General features: G+C 55.6%; 16 protein-coding genes and 1 pseudogene. 12 read left to right on the forward strand and 5 right to left on the reverse strand.

Going from position 1 to position 18,794, the window contains the following annotated elements; all coding sequences use genetic code 11:
* The first annotated feature begins 90 nt into the window (after window positions 1–90).
* The gene (locus KRAC_RS56120; RefSeq protein ID WP_007922388.1) at window positions 91–3,762 is read left to right on the forward strand and encodes an eIF2A-related protein; all 3,672 of its coding nucleotides are present in this window, start codon (window positions 91–93) and stop codon (window positions 3,760–3,762) included.
* A 94-nt stretch (window positions 3,763–3,856) separates the two neighbouring features.
* Here KRAC_RS56120 and KRAC_RS56125 read toward each other — a convergent pair whose 3' ends face one another.
* On the reverse strand, window positions 3,857–4,432 hold the full coding sequence (locus tag KRAC_RS56125; RefSeq protein WP_007922391.1) for a hypothetical protein: 576 nt from the start codon (window positions 4,430–4,432) through the stop codon (window positions 3,857–3,859).
* Between the two features lie 304 nt (window positions 4,433–4,736).
* Entirely contained in the window at window positions 4,737–5,192 is a 456-nt protein-coding gene (locus KRAC_RS56130) for a PAS domain-containing protein (RefSeq protein ID WP_007922393.1), read from the reverse strand.
* A 286-nt stretch (window positions 5,193–5,478) separates the two neighbouring features.
* Between KRAC_RS56130 and KRAC_RS80625 the strand changes: the two genes are divergently transcribed.
* From KRAC_RS80625 to KRAC_RS56170, 7 genes are all read left to right on the forward strand, one after another.
* A protein-coding gene (locus KRAC_RS80625) for an IS630 family transposase (RefSeq protein ID WP_420795887.1) occupies window positions 5,479–6,665 on the forward strand; the annotation gives its coding sequence in 2 pieces (ribosomal slippage) (window positions 5,479–5,920 and window positions 5,920–6,665; 1,188 coding nt in all).
* Window positions 6,666–7,000: 335 nt separating this feature from the next.
* Window positions 7,001–7,600 carry a TetR/AcrR family transcriptional regulator gene (locus KRAC_RS56145; RefSeq protein WP_007922400.1) on the forward strand — a complete coding sequence of 200 codons (600 nt, stop codon included), beginning with the start codon at window positions 7,001–7,003 and terminating at the stop codon, window positions 7,598–7,600.
* Window positions 7,601–8,073: 473 nt separating this feature from the next.
* Window positions 8,074–8,583 (forward strand): DUF302 domain-containing protein, encoded by a 510-nt coding sequence (locus KRAC_RS56150; RefSeq protein WP_007922402.1) that lies wholly within the window; start codon window positions 8,074–8,076, stop codon window positions 8,581–8,583.
* 45 nt (window positions 8,584–8,628) lie between these two features.
* On the forward strand, window positions 8,629–9,084 hold the full coding sequence (locus KRAC_RS75060; protein WP_052569402.1) for a hypothetical protein: 456 nt from the start codon (window positions 8,629–8,631) through the stop codon (window positions 9,082–9,084).
* A 12-nt stretch (window positions 9,085–9,096) separates the two neighbouring features.
* Window positions 9,097–9,696 carry a hypothetical protein gene (locus KRAC_RS75065; RefSeq protein ID WP_052569403.1) on the forward strand — a complete coding sequence of 200 codons (600 nt, stop codon included), beginning with the start codon at window positions 9,097–9,099 and terminating at the stop codon, window positions 9,694–9,696.
* Window positions 9,697–9,952: 256 nt separating this feature from the next.
* Window positions 9,953–10,954 (forward strand): zinc-dependent alcohol dehydrogenase family protein, encoded by a 1,002-nt coding sequence (locus tag KRAC_RS56160; protein WP_007922404.1) that lies wholly within the window; start codon window positions 9,953–9,955, stop codon window positions 10,952–10,954.
* A gap of 496 nt (window positions 10,955–11,450) precedes the next feature.
* On the forward strand, window positions 11,451–11,795 hold the full coding sequence (locus KRAC_RS56170; protein WP_007922406.1) for a hypothetical protein: 345 nt from the start codon (window positions 11,451–11,453) through the stop codon (window positions 11,793–11,795).
* 379 nt (window positions 11,796–12,174) lie between these two features.
* On the opposite strand, the gene KRAC_RS56180 is transcribed toward KRAC_RS56170, so the two are convergent.
* Window positions 12,175–12,675: a GNAT family N-acetyltransferase gene (locus tag KRAC_RS56180; protein ID WP_007922410.1), complete on the reverse strand. Its 501-nt coding sequence runs from the start codon at window positions 12,673–12,675 to the stop codon at window positions 12,175–12,177.
* Between the two features lie 538 nt (window positions 12,676–13,213).
* On the opposite strand from KRAC_RS56180, the gene KRAC_RS56185 reads away from it, so the two are divergent.
* Window positions 13,214–13,537 (forward strand): GYD domain-containing protein, encoded by a 324-nt coding sequence (locus KRAC_RS56185; RefSeq protein WP_007922412.1) that lies wholly within the window; start codon window positions 13,214–13,216, stop codon window positions 13,535–13,537.
* A 1,067-nt stretch (window positions 13,538–14,604) separates the two neighbouring features.
* Here the strand turns inward: KRAC_RS56185 and KRAC_RS73315 are convergent.
* Window positions 14,605–14,745, reverse strand: coding sequence for a hypothetical protein (locus tag KRAC_RS73315; RefSeq protein ID WP_157508296.1), 141 nt, complete (start codon window positions 14,743–14,745; stop codon window positions 14,605–14,607).
* Between the two features lie 156 nt (window positions 14,746–14,901).
* Here KRAC_RS73315 and KRAC_RS56190 point away from each other — a divergent pair, with 156 nt between their 5' ends.
* Window positions 14,902–15,849, forward strand: a complete 948-nt coding sequence (locus tag KRAC_RS56190; RefSeq protein WP_007922421.1) for a glycine betaine ABC transporter substrate-binding protein — start codon at window positions 14,902–14,904, stop codon at window positions 15,847–15,849.
* A 47-nt stretch (window positions 15,850–15,896) separates the two neighbouring features.
* Here KRAC_RS56190 and KRAC_RS56195 read toward each other — a convergent pair whose 3' ends face one another.
* Window positions 15,897–16,232, reverse strand: coding sequence for a hypothetical protein (locus KRAC_RS56195; protein WP_157508298.1), 336 nt, complete (start codon window positions 16,230–16,232; stop codon window positions 15,897–15,899).
* 177 nt (window positions 16,233–16,409) lie between these two features.
* Here KRAC_RS56195 and KRAC_RS56200 point away from each other — a divergent pair, with 177 nt between their 5' ends.
* Both KRAC_RS56200 and KRAC_RS56205 read left to right on the forward strand, forming a co-directional pair.
* The gene (locus tag KRAC_RS56200) at window positions 16,410–16,850 is read left to right on the forward strand and encodes an IS4 family transposase (RefSeq protein ID WP_040448526.1); all 441 of its coding nucleotides are present in this window, start codon (window positions 16,410–16,412) and stop codon (window positions 16,848–16,850) included.
* Window positions 16,851–17,120: 270 nt separating this feature from the next.
* Window positions 17,121–18,750: pseudogene (locus KRAC_RS56205) on the forward strand (nuclease/transposase family protein); the annotation flags it as partial.
* Window positions 18,751–18,794: the final 44 nt, after the last annotated feature.

An 18,794-nucleotide genomic window follows, 5' to 3' on the forward strand; every position in this document is an offset into this window, starting at 1 on the left:
CGTGTGCGTCACCGAACATCACGACACTTTCGCGCCACACATTCCTTCACATTGCAGCACTTATGAGAAGGGGAGGTAAAGGGAACGTTCATGAAGGGATCCTCGTATCGCGAGCGGGACTACTCATTTGGTCAGGTTATGCTGACCTTGCGCACCAAGCTTGAGCTGACGCAAGCCGAATTAGCTGACCAGCTTGGCGTCAGGCGCCGCGCTGTGATCGATTGGGAGGGAGGCCTCACCTATCCGAGTGTCGATCACTTGAAACGCTTTGTGATCCTCGCCATCCAGCGCCAGGCGTGGCCTGCCGGACGCGAAGCAGAGGAAGTTCGAGCTCTTTGGCAAGCAGCCCACCAGAAGGCGCTCCTCGATGAAGCCTGGCTTCGGGAGCGCCTGTCTCACGCACAGGCGCAACCCGCATCCCAGCTCAATGAGGAGATCAGTGTCGCTGCCAACGCTCCCGCATCTCCCTCCAAGGGCGCACCCCGCGTCGATTGGGGCGAGGCGCTCGCTGTGGCGAGCTTTTATGGGCGCGCGTGGGAACTGGATTTGCTCTCTGCGTGGGTGGTTGGTGAGCGCTGTCAAGTCGTCAGCGTGCTCGGTCAAGGTGGCATTGGCAAATCGGCGCTGGCGACAAAAGTGATGCATCGTGTAGCCGAACACTTCGAGGTGGTTATCTGGCGCTCCCTCCGCGATGTCCCAAGTTGCGAAGCGTTGCTCGACAGCTGCCTCCAGGTCCTCGCCCCCCAGGCGCTGAGTGACGCCTCTATGAGTCCCGAAAAACGCCAGGACCTTCTGTTGGAATGCTTGCGCACCAGGCGTGTTCTGCTGGTCTACGACAATCTGGAGTCGTTCCTGGAGGAAGGAGAGGGCATTGGGAGCATGCGCGCAGGCTACGAAGGCTTCTCCCGGGTGCTGCGCCGAGTAGCAACAACCGAGCATCAGAGTTGCCTGCTGCTGACCAGTCGAGAGAAACCAGGCGACCTCGTGCCGATGGAAGGCAACCGATCTCCTGTTCGCGCCTTGCGCCTTGCCCGGCTGGATATAGAAGCATGCCAACAGTTGTTGGAGGAAAAAGAAGTCACAGGCACCACGGCTGAACAGGAACAACTAATTGAAGCGTATGCAGGCAACCCCCTGGCACTCAAAATTGTGGCGCAGGCCATCGTGGAGCTTTTCGACGGGCATATCGCCCCCTTCCTGGAGCAGGGCGAGGTGGTCTTTGGTGGGATACGCCAGCTGCTGAGGGAACAATACGCCCGCCTCTCTGCAATTGAGCAGAGAGTACTACTGTGGTTGGCGATTCTGCGCGAGCCGGTCAGCCTGGAAGAGTTGCTGGCGCTACTCGCCACACCACTACCGCGTGCCACGATGCTGGAAGCTGTAGAGGCGCTGCTCAACAGCTCACTGATCGAGCAAGGGCTACGCCCAGGCAGCGTCACGCTGCAATCGGTGGTGCTCGAATATGCAACCGCGCAGCTCATTGAAGAAACAAGCGGAGAGATACAGCAGGGTCAGTTCTCCCGCCTGATCGAGCAGAGTCTCACCCTGGCCCGATCCCCTGCCCACGTCCGGCAGACCCAGGTGCGCCTCATTGTAGTGCCACTGCTTCTCAAACTGCGCAGTGCGTATCCGAAGCGTACGGAGCTCGAGGACCAGTTGCTCGCGCTTCTGAAACTGTTACGCGCGCGAGCTGACTACGCGCAGGGGTATGGGCCGGCTAACGTGCTGGCACTCCTGAAGGAGCAGCGTGGACATCTGCGTGGCCTGGACCTGTCCGACCTCTCCATTCGTGAGGCCTATCTGCAGGGGGTCGAGATGCAGGATACCACGCTGTCCGGGGCTACCCTGCAAGAGTGTGCCTGGACATCGACCTTTGGGGCCGCCTGGTCTGTGGCGATCAGTCACGACGGGCGGTACCACGCTGCTGGCAGCAGGCGAGGGGAAATCTGTGTGTGGGATCAACAAACACTGCACCGAGTCTGGCGAGCGCACTCCGATATCGTCCGATCCCTCTCTTTCAGCCCAGATGGCCACTTTTTGGCCAGCGGAAGTTATGATGGGATGGTCAACGTGTGGGGAGTGGAGCATGGCGCATTGCTCTGGTTGGGCTCGCATACCGCCAATATCTCTGGCCTGGCCTTTTCCCCAGATGGTAGCCTGCTCGCCAGCGGCGGAATAGATGCGACCGTCCGGCTCTGGGACAGGAAGACGGGTGCGCTTCTTGAAACGCTCCCGCATCCTCATGCGGTCTTCACCCTTGCCTGGAGTCCCGATGGGCACCTGCTCGCCAGTTTCGGCTTCGATGGTCAGATCCGTCTCTGGAAGAGGCGACAGAGCGAGACAACCACCTGCGTCGCGTGCCTTTCGGGACATACCAACTGCGGAATGGGGCTGGCCTTTTCCCCCGACGGGAGCAGGCTTGCCAGTGCAAGCTGGGACCACACGATCAAGCTCTGGGATGTTGCCAGTGGAGACGTCATCCAGACGCTGATGGGACATACCGATCGGGTACAAACGGTGGCCTGGAGTCCCGATGGTCAGACGCTGGCGAGCGCGGCCTTCGACCACACCATTTGGCTCTGGGATATGGAGCAACGCACATGTCGGATGGTACTCCAGGGGCATACAGACCTGGTGTTCTCTCTCGCCTTCATGCCCAATAGTCGGAGACTGCTCAGCGGCAGTGTCGATGGAACCATGCAGGTATGGGACACGGAAAATGGACAGAGTGAACAGATTCTACAAAGCTACGCAATCTCGCTCTATGACATCGCCTGGAGTCCTGATGGCACCCGAATTGCCAGTGGTAGCTCCGATGGCTTGGTGATGATCTGGGAAGTCGATGGCCTCACGCCTCCCAGGCTGCTCCAGGGACATCGCCACCTCGTGTTTGGGGTGGAATGGAGCCCCGATGGGAGGCGGCTCGCCAGCGGCGGATGGGATAATGCCATCCGGGTCTGGGACACGACCACGGGAGAAAGCCAGCAGATCATGAGAGACCCTGACGATGCCTACACCTCCTTCTATGGCATCGCGTGGAGTCCGGACGGACAGCATCTCGCTTGTGGCACCTATCGGCCCGAGGTCCAGATGTGGGAGGTATCCACCGGCACCCGCCAATGGATGACTCGTCAACAGCCAGCTTCAGCCCGCCGGGTAGCCTGGAGTCCAGATGGGACCAGGCTTGCCAGTGCCGGTGATGATGGCCTTATCTCCCTGTGGAATCCCTCGGACGGGAGATGGCTCAGGCAACTCAGGGGCCATCTGAGCAAAGTGAACGACATCGCCTGGAGCCGTGATGGCAAGTGGCTTGCCTCAGGCGGGGGGAGCAGAGAGAGCGGGGAGGTGTTCGTGTGGGAGATTCACAGCGGGGAGCGCGTGCGAGTCCTGCCGAGACATGCTGGGATCATCTATGCACTGGCTTGGGGTCAGACTGGAGCGATACTGGTCAGTGGCAGCAGCGATGGGATGCTGCGCTGGTGGGACAGGCACAGCGGGGAATGCGTACGGGTTCGCCAGGCGCATCAGGGAACAGTCCAGCGGCTCCAGGTGAGTCCCGATGGAAAGTGGCTCGCCAGTTGTGGGGACGACGGGGCCATTCACCTCTGGGATCTAGAGAGTGGCAATCTGCTACGCACGCTGCAACGCGATCGGCCCTACGAGCGACTGGAGATCAGTGGAGCGAAGGGATTAACGCAGGCGCAGAGGGCGTCGTTGCGCACGTTGGGGGCACAGGAAACCCAGAGACGACTCGGTGTATAAGGGCTGAGCAGCACACCCATTGATCGCCTGAGAAGCCGCTCTAGAAACAGAGAGACGTCGTGATTCGTTATAAATTCAGGTGATCAGCCAGCCCTCAATGAGGGCCGTCATCGTTTTGGGTGAGTTGTGGTTCCTCTCGTGAAGAAATCCATCCCTCTCGCTGTTGTGTCAGCCAGACCGTCAGCACCCAGGAATTGTGCAGCCCAATAGCCAGGCAGAGCAGAGTAATCATGGGTACTCCCATCAGCGCGAATGGCAAGCGGAGGAGCAAACCAATGGAGGTACCGATGGAGAGGATACCTGCAAGCAGGGGAAAGGCCATATACCAGATCCAGTGCCCTGCATCGCGGGCGTCCTCACGATGCAGGACTTGCATGCGCCAGGAGACCCTCCCCGTGAGAAACAGGTCGAGGCTTGCCAGCACGAGCAGCAAGACGCCAAGCAGCAAGGGATTGGGAAGCGGCATGATGGCCACACAAGAGAGCGCCAGGGCCTGCACATAGTACAGCAACGTCGGTTCGACAAAGGTTCGCAGTGAGGTCGTTGCCTGCCTCAAGGACAGAGTAGTTCCCATGGAAATGGAGACCGCCACGAACAGCAACCCGATCAAAGTCGCTGAGGCCGTTCCTGCCAGCATGTAAAAGTTTTGCCAATCATGCAGCACAAGCATGGTTCTGCTCACCCCACTCTTTGCATTTGAAGCGTTCGCTGACGAAAACGAGCAATACTTCACCGGCTCGAGTCTCCGCCGTCTTTCATAACTGGCAAGGTCAACTAGAACGTTGCACCATGACCAGGCTCGCTCTCCACTCCAACACTGCCATGATGCCGCTCAATCAGCGCCCGACAGAGAGAGAAGCTGAGTCTCAGACTGGGATCCAGTTCATGTTGGACGGCGCTCCCTTTTCCCCGATAGAAACGACTCCAGAGGCGCCCCGCTCTTCGGGAGGGATGCCTGGTCCTTCACCATGGACTTAGACACTTGCCATCTGGTCCTCCTCATGAAAGACTGAGAACCTCCCGATCGGCTTCGGATCGGCACCGAGCACCAGTGAGCAGAGCAGTTCGAGGAACACCTTGCGGTGAGAAGGGAGACCAAGCACAAAGGGTTGAGGGTCGGAGAAACAGGACCCAGTTTCTTCCTTGAGGGTCGTCTGATCCAGCAACCAGGGAGCGAAGACGAACGGCCTTTGCTGTTCATCCCACCACTCATAGCGCTGGAAAAACTGCTGAGCAGACATTCCCACCCAGGAGTCAGAAGCCGGAACCTCAAAGAGCGTATACGCCGCGGTATTCAGGAAGAGGATCTTCCCTGTCCAATCCCATACCACAATGGCATTGGGAAGTGAGGCAAAACACGCTTCGAGTTGTTGGAACGACAGGTGCTTGTTTGGTGCGGATTCCTTTGGTGGCTGCGGACTCGGACCCATCTCGTCTTTCCCTCTAGGAAACAATCAACCATACGACGAGCAAGGGAAAACACACGGGAAGAGGCGTGCGATCTTCTCCCTCCCCAGGACAATGGAAGAGATGACGCGCTCGTCCATCTCAACGATTCTTCCCTGACTACCTTCATCATAGCACCAGGGAAAAAGGCTGTGTTGCAAAGATAAAGCTGATCTGTTAATAGTTTGTCACACATGGTTTGCAACACGACAGAGGATCTGCTATGCTGGAGCCTGGAAGAGGTGAGACCAAGATTCCCAGGAGAAAACCATGCAGGAACGCCCACATAAGCATGAAATCGTCTTAAGCGAGGAGCAGCGCCACGCGCTCCACCAATTGATTTCCAAAGGCAAAGCCCCGGCGCGCAAACTCGCCCATGCACGTGTCTTGCTCAAAATTGATCGCAACGCTCCCGGCCCTCGCTGGACCGATGAACAGGTCGCTGAAGCGTTCGAGATGAGTCGCTACACGGTGATCCGCATTCGCGAGCGCTTTGCGACCAACGGATTGGATGACGCACTCACTCATCGGCCTCATACGCAAACGCGAGCGCGGGCGCTGGATGGGGAACAAGAAGCGCATCTCATTGCGCTCTCCTGCAGCCCAAGTCCGCAGGGGCAGGCGCGCTGGACGCTGCGGTTGCTCGCCAAGCACATGGTGGAATTGGGCTACGTGGAGCAGGTCAGTTATGAAACGGTGCGACGCACGCTCAAAAAAACGAACTCAAGCCGTGGCTAAAGGAGTGCTGGTGTATTCCTACGCATGCCAACGCCCAGTTCGTCTGGCACATGGAGGGTGTGCTCGAAGTGTACACTCGGCCGTATGACGAACGCTTTCCCCAGATCTGCATGGATGAATCGGGCAAGCAACTGATCTCTGACAAGTTGGAAGGGCTCCCCCTCCAACCGGGGGGACCCGAGCGTTACGACTATAGCTATGAGCAAGGACCCATGCTCAACCTCTTTCTGGCGTGCGAACCCCTCGCCGGAAAACGGATGGTCAAGGCGACCGAGCAGAAAACGAGCAAGGATTGGGCCCATTTCATGCAAGAAGTGATCGATGTCCACTCCCCCCACGCTGAAAAGATTCTCCTGGTGATGGATAACCTCGCCACCCATTCCCCAGCAGCCTTTTATCATGCCTTTCCGCCAGCCGAAGCGCGCCGTCTGGCCTCCAAACTGGAGATCCATCACACTCCGCTGCATGGGAGTTGGCTGAATATGGCCGAGATCGAATTCGCCGCCCTGGCTCGCCAGTGCCTCGCCCGCCGCATGGCCACGGTGGAAGAACTGGAACACCAGATCGCGTGTTGGCAAGAGCAGCGCAACGCGGCTGCGACCACGGTCAATTGGCGCTTCACGACGGCTGATGCCCGCATCAAACTCAAACGCCTGTATCCCTCTTTGAAGACCACAACCACCAATTCAGAGCAAGAGCATGTTGCGAAGGATGTGTGACAGACTATTAAAGCCTGAGAAAAGGGTCAGATTCACATTTTTGCAAACACAACACTACCAGGCTCGGATAAGAACAACCGTCTTTCAGGATGCGAACACGACTGCCAAAAATGTGAGCCACACTCTCGCGACACACAGCTTTCCATTTTCTTTCTTCTACAAAAAACCGGGTCGATAACAGTAAAGCGCTCTCTTGACATCACCGCTCTCCGTTTGTATGATGAACATCATATATGTTAAAGGATAGTTGGGAAACGTCTTCTGCGGAGGCAGAAGGCATATGTCGACGTGGTTGAGACGCAAGCATATCGGAAAGAAACGAGAGAGGAGTGGAAATGAAGCGTTCGCGCCAAGAGAAAGAGCAAACGCATCAACGGATCGTTCAGAATGCTGCTCAGCAGATCCGTGCCGAGGGCGTCAATGGCATCGGCATCGCGGATCTGATGGGGCAAGCTGGCCTGACGCATGGCGGATTTTATGCCCACTTCCGCAACAAAGATGCTCTGCTTGCAGAAATTTGCCATACAGGGACAGCTGAGACGCTTGAGAAGCTCTCTCAGGCGGTAGACCAGGCACCAGCAGGGGCCGAACTCTCGGCTCTCGTGACCAGGTACCTGAGTATTGCTCACCGCAATGATCCATCTCATGGTTGTGTGATGCCGTCTCTGGCAGCAGACCTTGCTCGTCGCCCAGAAGAAGTGCGCTCCGCATTTACGGAAGGATATGAAGAACTCCTTCAGCTTATTGTTTCCGTCCTGCCAGTAGGTACAGGCGAGAACCGGTATGATGCGGCCATAGCCCTGTTCTCTGGGATGGTCGGGGCATTGCTGCTGGCGCGTACGGTAAATGACCCGGCTTTGAGCGAACGCATCCTGCATACCACTCGAGATTTTTTAATTCAGACCTTCTCAAAAATAGCTTCGGAGAACGAGTAACATCATTCTCCCACGCCCTTCGTTTTCCTCTCCCCCTCTTGACATGCGAATCTTCATCACGTATCTTTTTATATGATAACCATCATGTAAACTCAAGAAAAACAGAGAGAACCACCTGGAAGATGAGACTGGTTGTTTGCGGGCGGTGAGCACATGCCCTCCAGAACACAATGTCGAAAGGAGAGCGTCTTATGAAGATTGAGAAACCACCACTCGTCACCTGCACTGCGGGCGATGTTGGTGGTATCAGATAACGCCTCGTTGAGTGCGTGCTACCCCATAGCTTTTCTGTCCGTGCATCCGTTCATCAGGATGGCGACCAAGCAATTGTGCCATCCGGGGACAAACGTCTTTCTCAGTAATGGGACGAGCACCTTGGATGCGTTGCCCGCGCGAAACGGGTACGGGGCCGCATGTTCTTGAGTAAAGTAACAATGTTTTAGAAAGACAACACCGAAAAGGAAATGAAATAGATGAGATCAACCAGGCAGATCGCGATCGAACATAGTGTCATCGTATCGAACCAACCATATGAAAAGGTGCTTGAGGGGCTTGAGAGCCGGTTAGGCTCGGCGAGCGGCTGGCAAGAGACAGAACAGCGACTCCAAGCATTGGCTACCGCTCAAGCTTCCTGGGAGCAGGTTTCGGAGATGATTGAAAGGAATATCGGGACGAGCGATTTTATGCTCTTTAAGACGGTCGAGCATACGCCTCTGCTCACCCTGGTAGGCAAACAGAGTCGAGCCGTCCAGTATACGGCTGGCAATCCGCTCCTCGCCATTCAAATGAGCAGGCTCCAGCCAGAAGCCGCCTTATACGCTCCATTACGGTTTGTCGTGTACGAGGATGAAGCACACAACACGTTCGTAGCCTATGACAACTTTGTCTCACTGCTCGCTCAGTACCAGCGCGCGGAGATCATCAAGGTTGCGCAGATGGTGGAGCAAAAGTTGGAAACGCTCATCGCAGAAGTGACACAGTGAGAGGGTTTTCGCAAGATACGCTATTATAGAAAAGAGGAGAGCGCTATGCCTCAGATGCCCCTTCCCGATCCCGAAGAGTTGCCATTGAAAATGCGCACGCACCCAACGGTTCAGCGCGCGTACCAGCAGCAAACCCAGGAGGCACAGGCGTCTGGATCGTCCAGTCCGCTCGATGTGGCCTGGTTACGGCAACTATGCCTTGAGGCTGGCGCGGACGATGTGGGCTTTGTCTCACTTGCCCGGCCCGAACTCGACGATCAACGCGCCGACATTCTCGCCCATGCTCCTTTTGCTCGCACACTCATCAGTTTTGTGTGCAAGATGAATCGTGAACCTATCCGCTCGCCAGCTCGTTCCGTTGCCAATGTCGAGTTTCATGAGGTGAACGACCAGGTAAAAACGGTCAGCCATACTATCGCTGCTCGGCTCCAGGAGCAGGGAATTCGCGCCATAAATGAAGCGACTGGCTTCCCGATGGAGGTGGGACGTCCTCTAGAATAGAGGAAAAAATGGGTGATTTCCCACAAACCCGTGGCTGTTGCCGCTGGCCTGGGCATGATGGGGATCCATCGGATCGTCATTCACCCGACCTTTGGCAACTTTATCCTATTGGGGACAGTCATCATTGACGCCGATGTCAGCGAAGAGAGCCATCCCGTGGCGTATAATCCCTGCCTCGAATGCAAATTATGCGTTGCTGCCTGTCCCGTGGGAGCGATCAGCCCGGATGGCAACTTCGATTTCACGGCCTGTGCAACACACAACTATCGGGAGTTTCTCGGCGGCTTCAATGAGTGGGTGGAAACCATCGTAGAAAGTCCCAGTGCAAGCGCCTATCGAGAGCACTTCGCGCCACCAGAAACGCTGTCCATGTGGCAGAGCCTGGCTTTTCAGCCCAATTATAAAGCGGCGTATTGCATGGCGGTCTGCCCGGCAGGAGAGGACGTGATTGGCCCGTATCTCAGAAATCGCAAAGAGCATGTGCAAACGGTCGTCAAACCGCTTCAGGAGAAGGTGGAACCGGTCTACGTCAAAGCAGGATCTCAAGCGGAAGCGCATGTACGTCGCCGGTTTCCCCACAAGATCGTGCGCCAGGTGAAACGGGGAACGTAAGTGGGCCCAGAGACAGACATGACATTGTCGCACAACCTGATGCAGTCGGCACTGTCATGAATCCAGCCGAGAGCATATTGCCATCCGCCTCGTGCTAAGCATCGCTTGGAGCAGCGAGAAACGGTCGCTGCTGCGATTGCACTTCTCGCCAGCCTAAAGAGTATCCTCCAGCACCAGCAAAACGCTTACGGCCGATTGGACGGCCCGCTGGCGTCATTGATATCGAGAACCATAAGGAACAAAGGAGCGTAGAAAGATGAAAGCGATTCGATTCAATCAGTATGGTGAGCCTGCAAAGGTCCTTGAGGTTCAAGAGCGTCCTCTCCCAGAACCTGGGAAAGGAGAAGCACGCGTTCGTATCCTGGCCAGCCCCGTGAACCCGTCTGACCTGCTGTTTGTGCGCGGACACTATGCAGGCGTTCAACCCCAATTTCCCTCACCCGTCGGTTTTGAAGGGGTTGGTGTGGTGGATGCTCTGGGTCCACAAGTGCATCATCTCGTTCCTGGACAGCGCGTAGCAGTCATCAATGGAACGGGGGGCAACTGGGCTGAATATGCTGTTTTGCCAGCTCCCTTTCTGCTTCCAGTACCTGATGATATTCCTGATGAACAGGTAGCCACCTTCTTTATCAATCCGGCCTCCGCCATTCTCATGCTTCGTCACATCCTGGCTGTCCCTCAAGGCGAATGGCTGCTCCAATCGGCAGCCGGGTCCGAACTGGGGCGCATGATCATCAGGCTGGCGAAACACGATGGAGTCCGCACACTGAACGTTGTTCGCCGACGCGAAGCGGTGGCTGAACTGGAACAACTGGGGGCCGATGCCGTGATTGTGTCCACCGAGGGGCCCATTGACGAGCAAGTCCGCAGGATCGTCGGCCCACAGGGCGTCAAGTACGCCATCGATCCGGTGGTCGGAGAAACGGGAACCCAGATATTTCAGGCCCTCGGCGACGATGGCAGAATGCTGGTGTATGGCTCCCTGACGGGTGAGCCCATCCGGGTGGGCGCTGATCCGCGCTTCATTCTGGCAGGGCGCCGCATCCTGGAAGTGTTCTGGCTCGGTTACTGGTTTCCCAGGCTCGATGAAACGGCACGACAGCAGCTGGTCCAGGACGTTGTCACGCTCATGCGCGAGGGTATTCTCCTGACCTCGGCAGTACGGAGATTCTCCCTCGACGAGATCGGTACAGCTGTCACACATGCAGAATCAATGGGCAGGCAGGAGAAGGCACTCCTCGTGCCTGGGAAGCACTAGGCCATGGAGCAAAGAAGGGGGGCGGTGTTCCGGCCGTGAATATGTTCACCGTTGGAAAACGCCGTCTCCTCCCATTACTCTCTGAAAGAGAGGTTCAACAGCTGATATTGGACCTCTCTCATTTTTTCAGCAAGAGAAAAAGATCGCTCACAACGGGGATGAGCACTGAGACAAACACCACAAGAATTGGTTTGAAAAGCGACAGACGAAGTCTTACTGAGGCTTCGTCTGTTTTTCTAAAGAAAAAGCGATGAAACGCAACATTATTTCAAAATTGATTCAACCAGACTCCCCTTCCCCCTGTGGGAACGCGAGACTGGACGATGCGGCGAAAACGGTGCTGATCGGGCCGGGACGCGATCGTTTTGCGCAGATGGCAGGGGACGTGAGCTTTTGCATGTGCCCCCCATGCAAAAAGACAGAGAGAGGCTGAGCACCCCATGAAGCGAGCCCGCGACCCCAACGTTTCTCCTCGAAGTGCCAGGCCGCGCAGCAGGTGATTCCTACCGAGCAACTGGCAAATGAGATTGATGGTCAGCAACGACCAGTCACGCTGCAATCGAAGTTCCAGAGCGGCCAGACGGTCTATCTGTCCTACAAATGGGCACAAGGAAACACTGGCTATGTCCAAACCCGCTGGTATGTCAATGGCGAAATGAAAGACAAAGCCATGTCCAAATATATCAATCAATATGCCAATGGGTATGGATATTTCTCGGAGAGTTTTTCTACCAATGACGTCACTTTTCAAGGAACGGTAGAAGTTTTCTGGTGCCAGGATGCTGACTGCACGCATGGCGGACTCGCGTGGGCGCGCCCATTTAGCGTGACCGCCAGCTAGCCAGGAGAGAATGCTTTCCATAAACGGGAAGAAACGCGCGGGCAGGTTGAGGCTTGCTCGCGCGTTTCTTGTGCTCCAAAACCAGCGCAAACCCACATTCCTTGGGGCAGTTAAGATGTTCACGCCGCTTCTCATGGCCATGCTGGCCAATGGTATCTGTATCCTTCTCACTCTCAAGAAGACATCCTTCTCCAGGATGCTCTCAACGCTCATAACGGACAGTAGTCTGCCCATCATCCCAGATCAGTGCCGGGAGGCTCACTCTCTCGCAGGGATTCCTCGCACAAGGATGTCTCCTCCATCTCTCTCACATCACCTGTGGTGCTCTTGACGAGGGTGGAACGCTCGTTGTGCCACCAGGTCCAAGCAATTGCTTGCCTCAGTGAAGGAGTTTTGCCATGATATACTCATCAATATACGCTCCATCAATGAGCATGGTGCGTCTCATTGTCCCCTCGATTTCAAAACCACACTTCTGGTAGAGCGCAACTGCAGCTTGATTGGCTGTCATCACAGTCAACTCTAAACGAAGAATGCCTTGTCGGCGAGCCCAGTCTTCCATTGCCATAAAAAGTTGGGTTCCCATGCCCTGCCCAGTAAAGGCTTGCAAAATACCAATCATAAGACCAAGCCGTTGCCTATTGCGCTGGCGTACCCCTCGCTCTCCGATCAGAAACCCGACTAGTTGCTCGCCATGTTCGGCCACAAGAATGAGAAGACTGTCTTGGGAGGATTGGCATCGAAACTGTTCGAGCTGCTGCTGGGCAAGCATCGCGTTTTCATCAGGCTCACGCAACATAAAGGATGTTTCTTCATTGATCTGTTTCCTCAGAGAAAGAAACGCTTCGGCATCACGTTCACCGAGCAGACGAATTGTCATAGAGATACTCCTTTTTCCATATTTCTCTTGCCGAGAAACACTGAAGCGGCTCTTTATCACGCTCCAGTGCTTCTCGGCAAGAGGGCCATTGTATAACACAAGGGCGAGGGAAAACAAGGAGTCATCTCGGCAATTTTCAAGAAGATCGCATTCTAGCGTGATTGGCCTCTCATCGCGAAACCGCCAAAGAGAGAGAGTGCATCATCTCTCCTTTTCTTTCCGATCATGCTGCTCTCTCTTATCGTACCACCTTTCCGTTGCTCTGGATGAGCTCGACGCAAAAAAACTTGCCGCACCCGGGATGAGCGTTGGCGTGAGTATTGGTGATATTGATTCCATCTTCCTGCTACACTGAATGTAACGTGACAACAATGCAGTGAACTCAGCTTCAGTTCACTGGTGGACCAGAATAAGGGGTGTTCCAAGCTCACCTGCCACATCACACGAACAGCAGACACCTCAACACCTGTGAACTGAAGAAATGTGATCTTCGCTCTCGCTGCATGTATTCTAACACCCGCGAAAGGAGGTGACAGAGATGACTCTCTACATGACACGTTTTGCCTACACGCCCGACGCCTTGGCTGCGCTCGTCAAACATCCACAGAACCGTGAGGACGTTCTCCGCGCGCTGCTCGAGAAACTTGGAGGACGGTTGGTATCTTTCTACTACTCCTTCGGGACGTACGATGGCTTGTTTATCGCTGAGATGCCCGATGAGACCACGGTCACGGCAGCCATCTTCGCCGTGGTCTCGCCAGGCCATCTCAAAAGCGTTGAGACAACCGTGCTACTCACGACCGAGCAGACGATGGAGGCGATGCGCAAAGCGGGCACCCAGACGTACCGAGCACCAAGGTAGGCATCCCACCCTGGACCATCCTGGCGAGGACATCGGCGACGATGTCCTCGCCCCCCAAAAGACAAGAGCCAACTCCATGACACCAGGGCCATCAAAGCCTTCTCGCTTGCCAAGCGCTCCTGCACATTCACTGGGAAAGCACCAGCAGCAGTAGCAGAACATCCCCTCTCGCTTCCATCCCCCTCCTCGCCCCCTCAGTTGCCGCTGCTGCTTGATTAGCTCTCGGCTTCAGACTCCAACCAAGGGATAGGCGACGGCGAGCAGCCTCGCGAACAGGGCTGCACAACACTTTCACGCCAGGAAAATTGCTGCGGCTCCTTGTTGCTCACCTTCCTCACCATGTACCTATGATCATGGAACCAGCCACACGCCCGCGATAGCCCTGGCACACACCTCCCCGCACACAATAGCTACATGCAATTCTTTGCGATATCACATGTATTCCACACCCACACGACCAGGCATGGCCGTCACACACCCCCGCGATCATAGAAGGGAAAGACGCACATCAGCCGATCCGTTGCATGATTTTCCCCTTGATTGACTGCCAGGCAATACACAAACCATCTGCTTTTCACTCCGCGCCATCCACTGGAAGCAGCTCGATCTGTTCTTCGACGTGCAGCGTCCCCGTTCTCATCCCCTGGAGCAAGTAATTACGGCATCAGAACCATTACCGCAGAGAAAGGGTGAGTTTCCTGCATCTTTTCCTTGTGGAATATGCTCATATGCACTTCGATTTGCTGAGCTTTATTTTTTGCAACACTACCTCACCCGCAACCTGCTCGGCACTATCCCGTGGTCCTCAAAAGCAAACGCAAGGCCAAAACCAAGGGCTAATAGTCGTCAATGTGAGCATGTTTCCTTTTGGCAGAACTTGCGTTGCAAGTTCTCAAAGATCCTGTTTATCTGATATCTTAGTAAGAGGCCAGAACTGCTAGGAAGAGATCAAAACGTGTAACAGCTAATAAATAGTATAGGACACTATCTGCCCGCCACCAGCGAGCGCGAGAACTATCCTGAAGCGGTGTCGCCGGAACATTGGGGGAATTGCGCTATTTGCATCATCAGATACGGCACTTCTCGATGTCATGCTTCAGTTCCTTTCCTCCAATTCCTCCGCTCTTACCGTCCAGGACACCAATAACAATGAGCTCCTCGGCATAGTGATCCTTGCCAGTATTCATCGCGAAATTTCGAGCCATCATGGCATCCATGTATCATCAACTGTCGAGAGCATCAACGAGTCAGAAGAGACGCGCACCTAACTGCGCGCTGTTTGCTGGTACTATGCTCGTGATTGCTTGAAGAACAAGAGGAACGGTATGTATTACCTACCGAGCGGATACACTAAGGAGACCTTTATGTCTTTACGTTCACTCAATTTCAGGTTGGTGGGAGCACTGGCCCTGGTCTTCTTGCTCTTACTTTCGGCCTGTGGGACAAGTGGGAACTCGGATTCCAGCTACTCTGGCAGTTTCAAGGGACAACTCACCGTTGCTAGTAAACTCGATATTGAGTCACAACTGCTGGCCAAGATGTATACGCTGCTGCTACGAAAGGAGGGATTCCAGATCAACGAGAAACCTGCGCTTGGCAACAGCACCATCATCTTTCAAGCCATTACCTACGATTCGATTGATCTTTATCCAGAGTTTACAGGCACGGGTTTGAACAGGTTGCACATCCCGAGTACCTACAATCCGCTGAAGGATTACCAAATGGTCAAGGATGACTTCAAGAAGAAATACAAGCTTACCTGGCTTGATCCGACCCTGCTCCTCAACGATGGTTACACGTTCTGTACCATGAAAGAGAATGCTCAAATGCTCGGCCTTGTCTCTATTTCAGACATCGTGCCAAAGGTCTCTCAGTTAACGCTGACGACACCCAGTGATGCTACCCCATTTGTAGATGGTCTCAAACGGGTCTACAAGATCACAACCAGGAGTTTTAAGAGCGTGAAGACCATCGATTATGCCCTCGGTTTTGAAGCAGTGAAGAACGGCAAGGCCCAGATCACCGTCTGCTACAGCACCGACGCAAACGTTCCCCAGAGTGGCTTCATCTTCTTGAAGGATGACAAAAACGGCTTCCCGCCCTCTCATCCCGCGCCTCTCGTTCGTAGCAATATTCTGCAAAGGTACCCAGATATCTCCAGGATTCTCAATCCCCTGGCACCTAGACTGACGACTGATGTGAGTATCCAGTTGCAGATACAAGTCACACAGAAAAAGAACGAAGGCGCATCCGTATTCCGGGCCGTTACGCTCGTCGCGACTGACTTTCTGAAGCGAGAGGGTCTCCTCTAGCAAGTACGCACCTCATTGCCACCGATGTGTTGCAGGAAGAACTGAAATTAGGTGTCTGGGATATTATAGATCTCAGCAAAACTAGCTAAACGGGAAAAGAGGTAAAAGCGTTGTACCGTTTCCTTGACGAGCCGGATGTCACGTTTGCTGCTCTGATGCAGCCCCACTGGTTGCAGACGCGCGGAGAGATGCAAGAGCGTTCCGTCATCCTGCTGATCCAGGATACGACGGAACTGGATTTGACGCATCGACACAAGATGTCTGGCATCGGGCAAATCGGCGATGAAAAGGGACGAGGATTGCTGCTGCAAACGATGTTGGCCGTGGTGCCTGAGAGCCGAGAGGTCCTGGGGTGCGCAAAGCCAAGAGCCTTTTGTGCGCATCCCGGCTCCCAGAGGAGAAACCAGAGCCCAAAGAAGAAAACGTCCCAAAGAAACGGATGTCTGGACGCGCATGGTCACTCAGATCGGAAGCGCTGAGAAGGGTTCTGATTGGGTCCATGTGGGAGATCGAGGGGCCGATTTCTTTGACTTCTGCGCGGGCCTGTCACCAGAGTCAACATGACCCTCTTGTCCCCTCGTAATGAGCCCAAGGCGCTGCACGAGCAGAGAAGCCTGTGGGTGATTCGCGTCTGGGAAGAAGATGGCTTGAGACCACAAGGAGAAGGGCCTGTCGAATGGATTCTGTTGACCTCGGTTCCAACATCCACCTTGCAAGAAGCATGGGAACGCGTCTCTTGGTATGCGCATCGATGGATCGTGCCAGAGCGTCCTGCCACCCAAGTCATTGAGCCTGAGCTTCTGGCGGTGGTGGCTGCATGCGCGAAGCCGGATGCTTCCCTCATGACGCTGAGCACGTTTTGGACGGAGGTTGCTCGCCTGGGTGGCTTCCTGGCTCGTCGCAGCGATGGCTCTCCTGGCTGGAAACCCCTTTGGAAAGGCTGGCTCCACGTGCAAACCTTGCTTGAGGGCGTCCATCTCGCTTTTCACCTCCATTTGTAATTTGTGGGTAATTTTCAGTGTTTAAAAACAGGGGTCTTCTGGCGCGGTTCGATAAGTAGATGTAATACAGGTAGTGCTCTCTGCCGGAGCGCATTACAGAGAACGTGGCGAGAAAGCCCCGGTCATTGATGCCGGGGATGAATCGCCGCCCCCGCGTGAGCGTGAGGACCGGGAAAAGCCAGCCTTCTAGAACTTGCGTTCTTCCCGACTCTCTGGTACAATAGACGTGCGAGGATCGATCGCACGTACGAGATTGAAGGAGGAGCGGGTGTGCCAAAGAAACGCCAGGGACAACGCAAGAAGAAGGAACGGCAGGAGAAACGGCCTGCCACTCCCACGTTTCTGCTCGAACTGCCTCTGATGGTCGGTCCAGGACAAGCCGCTCGCCTGCGTGCCCACCTGGAAGCCGCCCGCCAGCTCTACAATGCCATCCTCTCCCAAGGCCAAAAGCGCCTGCGTCGCATGCGCGCAGCCCCTGCCTGGCACGTGGCTCGTACCATTCCTCGCACCCAGAAAGCCGAACGGTCCGCCGCCTTCTCCGCCTTGCGCAAAACCTATGGCTTCACCGAAGCGGCCTTGCATGAAGCGGTCAAACGTCTGCGCGTGGGCTGGATTGCCGAGCATATCGAGGCCGTGCTGGCACAAACGCTGGCCACTCGCGCCTATCGCGCCCTCAACCGCGTCTGCCTGGGAAAAGCCAAACGGGTGCGTTTTAAGAGCCGAGGACGCGGCTTCTCCAGTCTCGAGAATAAGCGCAACGATACCAGCCTGCGCTTCGTCCTGCAACTACCCGAGGAGGGAAACGCGGGGTCTCTGCTCTGGAACGGAGATCAGCTGCCCTCCCTCATCGATTGGAAGGATGAAGTGGTCACCCATGGGCTGAGGCATCGCATCAAGTATGCTCGCCTCATCCAACGTCCTGCCAGCAGCCCCAGAGCGGCGGGCGCTGATCGCGAGAGGGACCGCTATTTCGTTCAACTGGCCTTGGAAGGCAAACCCCACCGGAAGAAAAAGCACGCCGTAGGCACGGGTATTGTTGGCGGTGACCTTGGCCCCTCCACCCTGGCTCTCGTTCCTCAGGAAGGGGAGGCGAGTCTGGAGGTGTTCTGCGCGGAACTGGCTCCTGAGGCCTGTGCCATTCGTCGTTTGCAACGGCAGATGGAGCGGCAACGAAGGGCGGCTAATCCCGAGCACTACGACGAAAAGGGGCGCATCAAAAAGCAAGGCAAGAAGAAGCTGCGCTGGAAGCAGAGTAAGCGCTACCAGATCACACGGCGACGAAAGGCGACCAGAGAGCGCAAGCTGGCAGCGCATCGCAAGAGCCTACATGGGCGCAAAGTGCATGAAGTGCAAAAGCTGGGCACTACCATCATCATCGAAAAGATTTCCTACAAGGCATGGCAGAGGCAGTTTGGCAAGAGTGTGGGACTGCGAGCACCAGGGATGTTTGTTGAGTTATTAAGACGCACCGTTGCAAGCACGGGCGGCACCCTGGTGGCGCGTCCCCACACGCACGAGTGCATTGAGCCAGTGGTGTCATGGCTGTGGCAAGAAGCTCAAGAAGCAGCTTTCGCAGCGTTGGCATCACTGTGAGTGTGGCGTGGGTCCTGTCCAACGTGACCTGTATTCGGCCTTTCTGGCTGCCTACCTTGATCCAGCAGATCCCATTCCCTCGTGTGCCCGATACCAGGGGTATTGGGAAGGTGCGGAAGCGCGCCTGCGGGCAGCATACGAGTGTCTCACACAACGCGCGAAAGAGGGGCAGACCTTGCCCCGAAGCTTTGGCATTCCCAGAGCCAGAGCGCGTCTGCCGAAAAGTTCAGGGGAACCACCACTAGAGCCAGCTCTTCTCCTTGAGGGCGAAGGACGGGAAGCGTGGGCCGAACCCCTGGATACCCCCGTCGCTTTAGCGTGGGGAGCTCTCAGCGTCCTGCTCTCCAGCAG

The sequence above is a fragment of the Ktedonobacter racemifer DSM 44963 genome, from assembly GCF_000178855.1.
Lineage (GTDB): Bacteria > Chloroflexota > Ktedonobacteria > Ktedonobacterales > Ktedonobacteraceae > Ktedonobacter > Ktedonobacter racemifer.